Consider the following 12369-nt stretch of genomic DNA (forward strand, 5'->3'; position numbering starts at 1 on the left):
CACCCCTGGCAGCGGAGGAACCGGTGACGCACCACCCCTCGACGCAGCACCCCCCGGCCCCGGACGAGCTCCTGCGAGCGGTCACCGACGCCCTGCGCTCGGACGAGACCCCGCCGGGCGAGGACGACAGCCTCATCGCCTGGGGACTCGACTCGATCACCCTGATGAGAATTGCGGGAGGCTGGCGCAAGCAGGGCGTCCGCGTCAGCTTCGCCGAACTCGCCAAGGAGCCCACTCTGCGCGCCTGGCGGTCACTCCTGACGGCCGCCCGGCCCGCGCCCCCGACACCCCCCGCTCCGCCGCAGCCCGTCGCCGACCCGGGCGAACCGTTCCCGCTCGCGGTGATGCAGCACGCGTACTGGATCGGCCGCGGCGACGACACCACGCTCGGCTCCGTGGCCGCCCACCTCTACGTCGAGTTCGACGGCGAGGACGTCGACGCCCAGCGCCTCGACCGGGCCGTCCGCGCCCTCGTCGCCCGGCACGGCATGCTCCGGGCCCGTTTCACCGACGACGGACGGCAGCAGATCCTGCCCGAACCGGCCCGCCCCGCCACGGTCGTCCACGACCTGCGGGACCTGGACGAGGAGAGCGCCACGGCCCGGCTGGAGGACATCCGGCACTCCTCCTCGCACGCCCGGCTCGACGTCGCCGCCGGCGAGGTGCACTCTGTACAGCTGTCCCTGCTGCCGCAGGGGCGCACCCGGCTGCACGTCGACGTCGACATGCTCGCCGCCGACGCGCTCAGCTACCGGGTGCTGCTCTCCGATCTCGCCGCGCTCTACCAGCACCCCGACACGCCCCTGCCGCCGATCGGCACCAGCTACCCGGAGTACCTGGCCGAGCGGCACGAGATGCGCCGGCTGAGCCGGGAGCAGTCCCGCGCCTGGTGGGGCAGCCGGGTGCCGGACCTGCCCAGCGCCCCCGAACTCCCGCTGGTCCCCGAGGCCGAGCGCACCGACCCCACCCGGGTCACCCGGCGCCATCACTGGCTGCCGCCGGAGGACAAACGGCGTCTGGCGAGCCGCGCCCACCAGCACGGGCTCACCCCGGCGATGGCCGTGGCCACCGCCTTCAGCGAGGTGCTGGCCGCCTGGAGCGGACAGCCCCGGTTCCTGCTGAACGTCCCGATGTTCGACCGCAGAGGCTCCCACCCCGATGTCGACCTGCTGGTCGGCGACTTCACCAGCTCCGTGCTGCTCGACGTCGACCTGACCGAGCCGGCGACGTTCACCGAGCACGCCCTGCGGCTCCAGGACCGGATGCACACCGACGCCGCCCACGCCGACTACTCGGGCGTGGAGGTGCTGCGGGACCTGACCCGGCACAACGGCGAACAGGTTCTCGCACCCGTGGTGTTCACCAGCGCCCTCAACCTCGGGGAGCTGTTCGACGCGGGTGTCACCCGGTCCTTCGGCAAGCCGGCGTGGATCATCTCGCAGGGTCCGCAGGTGCTCCTCGACGCCCAGGTGACCGAGGTGGACGGCGGGCTGCTCGTCAACTGGGACGTCCGCGAGGACGCGTTCCCCGACGGGCTGATCGACGCGATGTTCGCCGCCTTCCACGCACTGGTCACCCGGCTCGGCACCGACGACACGGTGTGGGAGTGCCCCGTGCCCGCCCTGCTGCCCGGGACGCAGACGGCCGTGCGGGCGACCGCCAACGCGACCGACGCGCCGCGCAGCCACCGTCTTCTGCACGAGGGCTTCTTCGCCCGCGCGGCCGAACGGCCGGACGCCCCCGCCCTCCTGTGGGGTGGCGAAGGCGCCCTGTCCTACGCGGATTTGGCTGACCGGGTGCTGCGGACGGCCGGGGCGCTGGCCGCCCGCGGTGTCCGGCCGGGTGACACGGTGGCGGTCAGCCTGCCCAAGGGCCCCGACCAGATCGTGGCCGCGCTGGGTGTGCTCGCGGCGGGCGCCGCCTATGTTCCTGTCAGCGTCGAGCAGCCGGCCGCCCGCCGCGAACGCATCCGTGCCACCGCCGGGTTCCGGCTCGCGCTGACCGACGGCCGGCGGCTCGACGGGGTCGAGACGCTTACGGTCGCCGACGCCGTCCTCGCGGAGCCGTTGCCCGAGCCGCTTGCGGTGGACGAGGAGCAGCCCGCCTATGTGCTGTTCACCTCCGGCTCCACCGGTGAGCCCAAGGGCGTAGAGGTGCCCCACCGGGCTGCCATGAACACCGTCGACGACCTCAACGACCGCTTCGGCGTGGGCGCGGACGACCGCTGCCTCGCGGTGTCCGCCCTCGACTTCGACCTGTCCGTGTACGACGTGTTCGGACTGCTGAGCGCGGGCGGCGCCGTGGTGCTGGTCGACGAGGCGGACCGGCGCGAGGCCCGCCGCTGGGCGGATCTGGTCCGCAGCCACCGCGTGACCCTCCTGAACTGCGCGCCGCCGCTGCTGGACATCCTGCTGCTGGCGACGGGACCTGGTGAACTCACCGGTCTGCGCGTGGTGTTGCTGGGCGGCGACTGGGTGGGCACCGATCTGCCGGGGCGGCTCGCCGAACGGGCCCCCGGCTGCCGGTTCATCGGTCTGGGCGGCACCACGGAGACCGCGATCCACTCCACGGTGTGCGAGGTGACCGGCGCTCAGGTCCCCGCCCACTGGCGGGCCGTGCCCTACGGAACCCCGTTGCGCAACGTCCGCTGCCGGGTCGTGGACGGCCACGGCCGGGACTGCCCCGACTGGGTGCCGGGCGAGCTGTGGATCGGCGGGGACGGGGTGGCGCTCGGCTACCGGGGCGATCCGGTGCGCACGGCGGAGAAGTTCACCGAGGCGGACGGGGTGCGCTGGTACCGCACCGGCGACCTGGCCCGGTACTGGTCCGACGGCACCCTGGAGTTCCTGGGCCGCCGCGACCACCAGGTCAAACTGCGCGGATTCCGGATCGAGTTGGGTGAGGTGGAGGCGGCGCTCGCCGGGCATCCGGCGGTACGGCGCGCCGTGGCAGGTCTCACCCGGGCGCAGGGTGTCCAGCTCGTGGCCACGGTGGCCGCCGAGGGGGTCGGCGAGGACGAACTGCGGGAGTGGTCGCGGTCCGTGCTGCCCCCGCACATGGTGCCGTACCGGGTCGCCGTCGTGCGCGAGCTGCCGCTCACCTCCAACGGCAAGCTCGACCGGCGGGCGGTCGGGAGACTGTGGCAGGCCCAGGCGCCGGCGCGGACCGAACAGCGGGCCGCGGGCGGCGCGTTGGAGACAGTGGTGGCCCGGATCTGGGCTCAGGTGCTCGGCGTCGACCATGTCGGCCCCGACGACGGTTTCTTCGCCCTGGGCGGTGACTCCGTGCTCGCCACGGTGATCGTCAGCCGGCTGCGTGAGGCGCTGGACAGCTCCGAGGTGTCGGTGCGCGCCCTGTTCGCCACCCTGACGGCCGGCGGCATGGCCAAGCGGCTGTCCGCGGAGGAGGAGACACCCGGCCGGCTCGAACAGGTCGCCGCGATCCAGCTGGAGATCGAGGGCATGTCGGCCCAGGAGGTGGACGCGGCGCTGCGCGAGGGCTGACGCGGACACGGAAGCGGCGGGGCGCCTGGCGCGCCCCGCCGCTTCCTGCTGCCCCGCGGGCCCGTTACTCGCCGAGCTTGGCGAACCCGGGCTCCAGGTTGTTCAGCGCCCAGGGGATGCCCAGCACGGACGGGCTCCTGAGCTGGCTGATGGTCTGGGCGTCGGTGACGAAGTAGTGGTCGTCCTTCACCGCGGACATGTTCTTCACCAGCGCACTGGACTCGAAGGCCTTCTGGAGGTCCTTGGTGGTGAACGCGATGATCGCGAGGTCGGCGTCCAGCTTGTCCAGCTGCTCGAAGGACAGCTCGCCGGTGGGGCTGCCGTTGACCGTCTTGATGTTCTTGACGGACGGGGTCAGGCCGAGGCCGAGTTCGCTCATCAGCTTGGCGGCGAAGTCCGTCTCGGACGCGATGGTGTAGATCTTCGCCGGGGTGTTGCCGATGGACAGGCTGTAGGTCCTGCCGTCCAGGGCGGGGTGCTTCGCCTTGACCGAGGCGATGCCGTCCTCGGTGTCCCTGATGACCTTCTCGGCCTGCTCCTCCTTGCCGACGGCCTTGCCGACCACCTGGACGTGCTCCTGCCAGGACTGCTGGCCCCAGGCGGTGGCGTAGCCGATCGTCGGGGCCACCGCGGACAGCTTCTCGTAGTCCTTGTCCAGGGTGAAGTCCGACGTGGCGAGGATCAGATCCGGCTGCAGGGAGGCGATTTCCTCGTAGTCGATGCCGTTGAGCGTGTCGAGGAGCTTCGTCTTCTCGGCGTCGATCTCGTCCTTCAGCCACGGGTAGACCCCGTCGGAGCTGAGGGAGTCCTTGGAGACGGCGATCGGGGTGACGCCGAGGGCGTAGAGCGCGTCGATGTCGTCGGTGCCGCCGTTGCCGACCACCACGACCCGCTTCGGGGCCGAAGCGATCTTCGTGTCACCGAACTTGTGCGTGACGGTGACGGGGAAGGCGGCGGACTTCCCGGCCTTGGCGGCGTCCGTCGGCGCATCGCTGCTCGAGTCGTCCTTGACGGAGCCGCAGGCGGCCAGCCCGGCGACCAGGGTCGCGGTGAGAAGGGTCGTACGGAGGGGTCTCGGCATGACAGTGCATCCCTTTTCGCCAGGTGTGGGCAGGAGTCGCCTCAGCGACAGTAAAACAAGGTTAGGCTTACCTTAGCAATGTGTCCCCGCTGTGTGACCGGTACGTCAACCACGTCCGAGGCGGGGCAGTCGGAGCGCCCCTCGGGAGGGGCGCCCGGCGTCATGTCGTGCTTAGGCCCTGTCGTCAAACTCCCTCCCCCGGCCTCCGGCCGGGAGGTGCCCCCAGCCCCGCGACGCCATGCACGCTCCCCCGAGCTCTCCGAGCAGGGGGCACCCCCACTCGCCGCACCGGACACAGGCCCAAGTACGTCCAGTACGAGGGCCCGCGCCCGGCACACCGAGAGCACGCTCCCCCGAGCTCTCGACTCCGCTCGACCAGGGGGGACCCCCACGACGCCGCAGGGCCCGCCCTCCGGGCGGACGACGGGAGTTTGACGACAGGACCTAGGGTCTTTCGTTTGGATCAGGCCGGATCAGGGAGCGGGGTCTGGTGCCGTGGATCGCAAGGCGGAGGAGGGCGGCAGGGCGGAGCCCTGACAACCGACGACAACGCCGCGAGGCGCGGTGCCAGGGCCCGCGAGCCCGGCATGATCCAAACGAGAGGCCCTAGGGGTGGGGCGTGAGGTAGCCGCCCATCGTGCGGAAGTACTCCGTCGCGGCCAGTTCCGTGCCGTCCTCGGTGCGCACGCGCTTGACGAGCAGTCCACGGCGGCGTCCGGTGTGGGCGTCGGCGCCCGCCACGACGACCACGCCGTCGCCCTCGCGGATGAAGATCCGGCCCGGTGTGCCGCCGTAGTGCGCCTCGGAGACTCCGGCCCGCACGATCCTCAGGCGCTCGCCCCGGTGGAACGTGTACGCGTTCGGATACGGGTCCGACTGGGCCCGGACGAGGCGTTCCAGGCGCTCGGCCGGCCAGGTCCAGTCGATCCGGCTGTCCTCCAGGGACCGCTTGTGGAAGAAGCTCGCCCGGCTGCGGTCCTGGGGCTGCCACTGCCCGGCGTCCTTGCCGGAGGCGATCAGGTCGAGCGACTCGCGCACGATCGGGGCGATCAGGTCGACGGTCCGGCGGAACAGGTCGGTCGCGGTGTCCGTGGGGCCGACCGCCACCGAGCGCTGCACCAGGATGTCCCCTGCGTCGAGTTCGCCGTTCATGCGGTGCGCGGTGACGCCGACGCGCGGCTCGCCGTTGATGAGCGCCCAGATGATCGGCGAGAAGCCGGCGTAGGACGGCAGCAGTGAGTCGTGGATGTTGAGTGTGCCGTGCGGGGGCAGATCGAACAGCTCCGGCGGCAGCCAGGTGCGCCAGTTGTTGGCGACGATGATGTCCGGCGCGGACTCCCGCAGGGCGGCGAGGAGTTCGGGGTCGTCGGGGCGGTTGCGCAGCAGGACCGGGACGTCGTTCTTCTCGGCGAGCTCGGCGACGCTGTCGTCCCAGATCTTCTCGTAGGCATGGTCGCTCTTGGGGTGTGTGACCACGAGGACGACCTCGTGGCCCGAGTCCAGCAAGGCCTGGAGCGTGCGATGACCCCAGGTCTGATAGCCGAACATGGCGACGCGCATGTGGTTCTCCCCTCCGGCGGCTCCGTTGCAAGGTTAGGCTAACCTTATCTAACATGTGGCTGCCTGAGGGAGGCGATGCCACGGTGAAGTCACCGCTCAACGGAACTGACACCACCTATGACGTCCTCGGAATCGGTTTCGGGCCGTCAAATCTGGCGCTTGCCATAGCAGTTGAGGAACACAACGCGGGGCTTCCACCGGAGGAACGACTCAATGCCCTCTTCGTCGAACGCCAGCCGAGCTTCGGCTGGCACCGGGGCATGCTCATCAGCGACGCGACGATGCAGGTGTCCTTCCTGAAGGACCTTGTCACGCTGCGCGATCCGTCCAGCGACTTCAGCTTCCTGTACTTCCTGCGCGAACGCGGGCGGCTGACCGACTTCCTGAACCAGAAGACGCTGTTCCCGCTGCGTGCCGAGTTCCACGAGTACTTCGAGTGGGCGGCCGAACGCCTCGGTCACCTGGTGGCCTACGACCATGTGGTGACCGCCGTCCGGCCGGTGCGCGACGACTCCGGCGTGGTCGCCCACTTCGACGTCGTCTGCCGGGACCCCGGCCGACCCGGCCGCACGGTCAGCTACCGCGCCCGCGACATCAGCGTCGCGATCGGTCTTGAACCCCATGTGCCACCCGGTGTCGAGCTCACCGAACGTGTCTGGCACAACAGCCAGTTGCTGCCACGGGTCGCCGAATTCACCGCCGCCGGCACACCGGTGCGCCGAGCGGTCGTCCTGGGTGCCGGACAGAGCGCGGCCGAGACCGTGGACTACCTGCACCGCTCCTTCCCGGAGGCGGAGGTGTGCGCGGTGTTCGCCAAATACGGCTACACCCCCGCCGACGACAGCCCGTTCGCCAACCGGATCTTCGACCCGGAGGCGGTGGACGTCTACTTCGAGGCGCCGTCCGAGGTGAAGCAGTCCCTCCTCGACTACCACCGCTCCACCAACTACTCCGTCGTCGACATGGAGCTCATCGAGGCCCTGTACGCCACCGCGTACCAGGAGAAGGTGGCCGGCCACGAGCGGTTGCGCTTCCTCAACGTCTCCCGGATCCGTGACGTCCGCACCCGCCCCGGGGGAACGCTCGACATCAGCGTCGAGTTTCTGCCGACCGGCGAGCAACAGGTGCTGGAGGCCGACGTGCTGGTGAACGCCACCGGCTATCGGCCGCGTGACCTCGGCGCCCTGCTCGGTGAGGCGGCCAAGGTGTGCCTGCGGGACGACGGGGACGCGCTGCGGGTCGACCGCGACCACCGGGTGGAAACCGCACCCGATGTCACCGCCGGGATCTACCTCCAGGGCAGCACCGAGCACACCCACGGGCTCACCTCGACACTGCTGTCGACGACGGCGGTCCGCGCGGGCGAGATCCACCGGTCGCTGGTGGCCCGGCGCGTGGTCGCTCGCTGACCACGCGCCCCGCGCACCGGGTGGCGGCGGCTCAGACGGCCTCGGCCGCCGCCTGGCCGGCGTCGAACGCCGCCGACACCCGGTCCGCGGTGGTCACCGCCCCGCAGGTGTCCGCCACCCACTCCAGCGCGAACGCGTGGTTGCCCGCGGACACGTCGGCCACCGCGTCGGCGACCACGAAGGCCTCCAGGTCCCGCGCCCAGGCGTCGGCGGCCGTCAACAGGACGTCGGCCCGGGCGTAGAGGCCGAGGACCACCACCTGGTCGCGCTCCAGTTCCCTTAACCTGCTGTCCAGCCGGGTGCTGGCGAACGCGCTGTAGGTACGGGCGCGGAGCACGGTGTCCCCGGTCTGCGGCTCCACCCGGGTGACAAAGGCATCGGCCGCCGCGCCCGCCGCGGGTCCGGTCAGCCGCGCGTACGGCACCGGACCGCGTCCGGTGGCCCTGCGCGCGTTGGCCGGCACCGCGTGGATGACCGGCACCCCGGCTGCCCGCGCGCCGTCGATCAACCGGCCGGCGTTGGCGAGGAGTTCGGCGACCGGCGCGGCCGCCTGCCCCAGCGGGTGCACGAACCGGGTCTGGAGATTGAGGACCACCAGTGCGGACCGGGCGGCCTCCAGGGTCCAGCCCGTCCGATCGGCGGGCAGCGTCGCGGGGGTGGGCATGACGTAGGGGAGCGTCGGGGGTGTCATCTCGGTCTGCCCTTCTGGAGTGTGCTGACGGGTTCTCCGGCTGCGCGGGGCGGGGCTCCGGCGGCCGACGCGGGCGGCCGTGTCCTGGCCGGCCGGTACCGCTGGGCCCCGCACGACGGTGAACAGGCCCGCGTCCGTCGCCCGGGCGGTCGCCCCGGTGCGATGGAAGCCGTCGGCCGTGAAGTGGCGGGCGTCGTGCCCGGGGGAGCGCCAGTAGCGGCGGATCGTGTCGGGACCACGGCTGAGCAGCCACCCCTCGGTGCCGGTCGGAACCTCCCGGTCCCGGTGGTCGACGACCCGCAGCTCGTGCTCGGGGGAGACAGCGCTCATCCGACCGGTCACGGCGGCCTCGGTGCCGTCCTGCGGGCGGGTCGCGGCGACCAGCCCCTCCGCCGTGCCGAAGACCTGGCGCAGCGCACAGCCCAGTGCGGGCAGCACCCGCCGCGCCACCCGCTCGTCGAGGCCGCCGCCGTTCACCACCAGCGTCCGCAGGCTGCTCAGGTCGTAGGCGGTGACGGCCGCCGCCGCGGTCCACCGGCCGGCGAGCGGCGCGGACAGCACGGTGTGTGTCACGCGCTCGGCGGCGACCACCCGGAAGGCGCTGTCCGGCTCGGCCCCCGCGCCGAGCACCACTCGGCCCCCGGCGCACAGCACGGCCAGCCAGTCCAGCAACCCGGGTACGCCGACCGGAAGTTCGGGATGGGCCGCGAGATGGACGGTGTCCTCGTCGAGGTCCAGGGCGGCGGCCCGCTGAGACACGGCGCGGACGACCTCGGCGGCGTCGAGCGGTGCCAGCCGGGGGACGCCGACCTCGTCGCCGGCGAACTGGAGCAGGGCGGGGCCGTCAACCACGTACGACACGTCGGCTCCGGCGAAGCGGCGCACGGACCGGGCCATCGGCTCGGGCACCGCCGGCGGCACCACCACCGGCACCGCGCCCAGTCGGACCAGGGCCAGGAACTTCTCGAACAGCCGTGGAGAGCCAGGTAGTTGCACGACGACCCGGCTGTCCGCGCGGACGCCTCGGTCGACGAGGGCGGCCGTGCGATGCTCGACACGTTCGTTCAGTTCGCCGTAGGTCCACCGCGCGCCGCTCCCGTCGGCATCGACGAGTGCCGGCCGTTCGGGATGTCGTTCCGCCCGCGCGCGGAACAGGTCATCGAGTGTGGTGTGCGTGGATGCGTCGGTGCTCACTGGTCGGTCCCCTCGCGGTCATGGCCCGGGGAGCGCGGGGGCCGTCGGCGAGGGGGTGGCGAGTGGCCCGACTCCTCCACGGCACGGCTTCCCGGCCGGGCGTGCAACTTAGGGTAGCCTCACCTAAGTATCCTTGTCGCCCTCTGTGGAACGGAACGCGGGGTGTCGCGACACAGGACGTGCCGTCAGGCGGGCCCGTGGGTCCAGCGCCCGCCCAGCAGTGTGGCGTGCACCGGCATCGCGCGGAGCGTGTGCGCGTCGGCGTCGGTCGGGTCCACGTCGACGACGACCAGATCCGCCGGATCGCCGACCCGGATCAGGGACCGGCCGAGCGCCGACGCGGCGAGCGCCGCCTGCACCGGCACCCGCTGCTCCGGATGCCACGCCGGCCGGCCGTCGTCGGTGCGGTGCACCGCCGCCGCGATGCCCGTCCATGGGTCGAGCGGCGAGACCGGCGCGTCCGAGCCGAACTCCAGCGCGGCCCCGGCCGCCAGCAGATCGGCGTAGGCGTAGGCGCGCCCGGTGCGGCCGGCCCAGTGCCGGTCCGCCACATCGCGGTCGTCGGTCGCGTGCGCCGGCTGCACCCCCACCGTGACGCCCAGCTCCGCGAACCGGGGTACGTCGGTGGCCGTCAGCAACTGCGCGTGCTCGATCCGGCCCCGGCAGCGCACGGCCGCGAACGCGTCCAGCGCGACGGTGTTGGCGCGGTCGCCGATCGCGTGCACCGCGGGCTCGATGCCGTGCGCGGCGGCCCACCGCATCAGCCGCACCAGTTCCTCGTACGACGTCTCCTCGATGCCGTACGCCTCCGCGCTGCCCGCCAGGCCGGGGTAGGGGTCGCAGCACAGGGCGGTACGGGTGTTGAGGGAGCCGTCCGTGAACAGCTTGAGCGGGCCGACCCGCACCAGCCCGCCGGTGCCGGGCAGGACGTCGCCCGTGCGCAGCCCGCGTGACGCGACCGCCGCCAGGTGCCGCGGATACACGGCCGCCCGCACCCGCACATCGAGCGGCGCGTGCGCGGCGCGGCGGCTCCAGTCGGCGAGATTGTCGGCGAAGTGGAAGTCGATGATCCCGGTGACCCCGCGCGCCGACGCGTCCCGGCAGGCCTGTGCGACCCAGCGGTCGAGGACGTCGGCGGGCACCTCAGGCAGCGCGCGCAGCACCTCGAAACACTCGTGCTCGCGCAGCACACCCGTGGGATGGTCACCCCGCCCGACCAGCGCGAGACCCGCCGAGTTCAGCCAGGCCGCATGCAGATCGGCGCTGATCAGGGCCACCGGCCGGTCCGGGCAGACCGCGTCGAGCAGCGCCTTGTCGGGCATGTCCGGCCACAGCCCGTCCCGGAACCCCTGCCCCGTCAGCACCTCGCCCGAGGACAGGTCACCGGCGTACGGCCGCAACGCCTCGGCCACCGCCCGCGCCGACTCCAGGCCGGACAGGTCCACGCGCCGCCGGTTGCCGGCCCACTGGGCCAGGTGCACATGTGCGTCCCACAGCCCCGGGAGCACTGTCCGCCCGTCCAGGTCGAGCGCCGGGCCGCCGAGGTCGTCCGCCGCCGAGACGGTGACGATCCTGCCGTCGGCGATCCGCAGCGCGCACACCGGGCCGCGCGACCCCAGCCGCACACCGGTCAGCGTCAGACCGGAGTCGGCGGAATCGGAGGGGTCCGTGGTGGGGGACAGCCCGTCGAGGCTCGTCATCGCGACTCCAGTCGTGAGGTCATGGCCCTGGTGCGAGGCGGTGCCGATCAGCGCGAGATGCGTGAACCCCTGCGGGAGACTGCCCCGTTGCCCGCAAGTGTGACTCATTCCCCCCGGCGAGCACGTCGTCTTCACCGACACCCACGTCAAGGCCGCGGCCAACGCCGAGCCGTTCCCGACCGTCACCGGCCACCCCCGACTCGCGCACCACCCGAGCCATCGCGCCCGCCCCGGCTGCGGTGAGTGGTCGAATCCCAGCGGCCCGGAAGCTTGGCGGGTTTTCGGTATCGGTGGTCGGCTGACCGGTGGCGCGACCGTGGCGGTGAGGCGGAGGCTCGCCTCATGAGCAGTGATGCACGAGCGCGTACGGGAGGGGCCGTTGAGTAGCCTGGGATCGATCGCCATGGCAGCCAGATACCGGCGCCCCCGCGATCGGCGGATGCTGACGCTGACCGTCCGGGGTCGCGAACGAATCAGCCCCCACTTTGTCTCCGTCACGCTGGGAGGAGACGACTTCCGGTATCTGGAGCAGTCCGGGTACGACCAGGCGGGCCGGCTCTTCTTCCGCGGCCCCGGTCAGGGGAGGGTCGTGTTCCCGACCAGCGAGAAGTGGATGCGCCAGTACGCCCTTCTGCCGGCCGCGAGGCGTCCACGAGTCAGGTGGTACTCGATCCGGCGCTTTCGGCCGGAGAGGTCCGAGTTCGACATCGAGGTCGCCGTCCATGAGGAAACCCCGGCCGGACCCGCCGGCCCCGGGAGCGGCTGGGCGCTGGCGGCCCAGCCCGGTGACACGGTCGGCTTCCTCGACGAGGGGTATGCCTACGTACCGACACCGGACGCCGCCTGGCAGCTCCTCGTCGGCGACGAGAGCGCCTTGCCGGCCGTCCTCGCCATCCTGGAACGCTCCACCGACACGCTGCGCGCCGAGGTGTTTCTCGAAGTGCCGGCCGATGACGACATCCGCGACGGGATCACCGCGCCCGCGGCCACGAACATCCACTGGCTGCCCCGCAACGATCCCGCCACGAAGCCGGGCTCGCTCGCGCTCCGGGCCGTGCAAGACGCACAACTGCCTTCAGGCCCCTGCTACGCCTGGACGGCCGGCGAGTCCTCGCTCGCCACCGGCATCCGCCGGCACCTCGTCAATGAACGCAAGGTCCCGAGGTCCGACGTCGCCTTCCGCGGCTACTGGAGACACGGCAGGGCCAGCCTCGGCTGACGCCGGTGATCA

General features: G+C 72.2%; 7 protein-coding genes. 3 read left to right on the forward strand and 4 right to left on the reverse strand.

Going from position 1 to position 12369, the window contains the following annotated elements:
* The first annotated feature begins 23 nt into the window (after positions 1-23).
* A complete protein-coding gene (locus CTZ28_RS15570; RefSeq protein WP_121889990.1) occupies positions 24-3503 on the forward strand; it encodes a non-ribosomal peptide synthetase in 3480 nt (1159 codons plus the stop codon).
* Between the two features lie 64 nt (positions 3504-3567).
* Here CTZ28_RS15570 and CTZ28_RS15575 read toward each other — a convergent pair whose 3' ends face one another.
* A complete protein-coding gene (locus CTZ28_RS15575) occupies positions 3568-4584 on the reverse strand; it encodes an iron-siderophore ABC transporter substrate-binding protein (protein ID WP_121889991.1) in 1017 nt (338 codons plus the stop codon).
* A 606-nt stretch (positions 4585-5190) separates the two neighbouring features.
* Positions 5191-6144, reverse strand: a complete 954-nt coding sequence (locus CTZ28_RS15585; RefSeq protein ID WP_121889992.1) for a methionyl-tRNA formyltransferase — start codon at positions 6142-6144, stop codon at positions 5191-5193.
* A 53-nt stretch (positions 6145-6197) separates the two neighbouring features.
* Here CTZ28_RS15585 and CTZ28_RS15590 point away from each other — a divergent pair, with 53 nt between their 5' ends.
* Positions 6198-7553, forward strand: coding sequence for a lysine N(6)-hydroxylase/L-ornithine N(5)-oxygenase family protein (locus CTZ28_RS15590; protein ID WP_398656005.1), 1356 nt, complete (start codon positions 6198-6200; stop codon positions 7551-7553).
* Positions 7554-7584: 31 nt separating this feature from the next.
* On the opposite strand, the gene CTZ28_RS15595 is transcribed toward CTZ28_RS15590, so the two are convergent.
* Both CTZ28_RS15595 and CTZ28_RS15600 read right to left on the reverse strand, forming a co-directional pair.
* Positions 7585-9438 (reverse strand): isochorismatase family protein, encoded by a 1854-nt coding sequence (locus tag CTZ28_RS15595; RefSeq protein ID WP_121889994.1) that lies wholly within the window; start codon positions 9436-9438, stop codon positions 7585-7587.
* A gap of 185 nt (positions 9439-9623) precedes the next feature.
* The gene (locus CTZ28_RS15600) at positions 9624-11138 is read right to left on the reverse strand and encodes an amidohydrolase (RefSeq protein ID WP_121889995.1); all 1515 of its coding nucleotides are present in this window, start codon (positions 11136-11138) and stop codon (positions 9624-9626) included.
* 403 nt (positions 11139-11541) lie between these two features.
* Here CTZ28_RS15600 and CTZ28_RS15605 point away from each other — a divergent pair, with 403 nt between their 5' ends.
* Positions 11542-12357 carry a siderophore-interacting protein gene (locus CTZ28_RS15605; RefSeq protein ID WP_121889996.1) on the forward strand — a complete coding sequence of 272 codons (816 nt, stop codon included), beginning with the start codon at positions 11542-11544 and terminating at the stop codon, positions 12355-12357.
* Positions 12358-12369 lie beyond the last annotated feature (12 nt).

It is taken from the genome of Streptomyces shenzhenensis (genome assembly GCF_003688995.1).
GTDB lineage: Bacteria > Actinomycetota > Actinomycetes > Streptomycetales > Streptomycetaceae > Streptomyces > Streptomyces shenzhenensis_A.

What these genes read in the sequence shown, in the direction of transcription:
- CTZ28_RS15575 (WP_121889991.1), bottom strand. Translation starts at nt 4,584, where the DNA reads ATGCCGAGACCCCTCCGTACGACCCTTCTCACCGCGACCCTGGTCGCC.
- CTZ28_RS15585 (WP_121889992.1), bottom strand. Translation starts at nt 6,144, where the DNA reads ATGCGCGTCGCCATGTTCGGCTATCAGACCTGGGGTCATCGCACGCTC.
- CTZ28_RS15590 (WP_398656005.1), top strand. Translation starts at nt 6,198, where the DNA reads ATGTGGCTGCCTGAGGGAGGCGATGCCACGGTGAAGTCACCGCTCAAC.
- CTZ28_RS15600 (WP_121889995.1), bottom strand. Translation starts at nt 11,138, where the DNA reads ATGACGAGCCTCGACGGGCTGTCCCCCACCACGGACCCCTCCGATTCC.
- CTZ28_RS15605 (WP_121889996.1), top strand. Translation starts at nt 11,542, where the DNA reads ATGGCAGCCAGATACCGGCGCCCCCGCGATCGGCGGATGCTGACGCTG.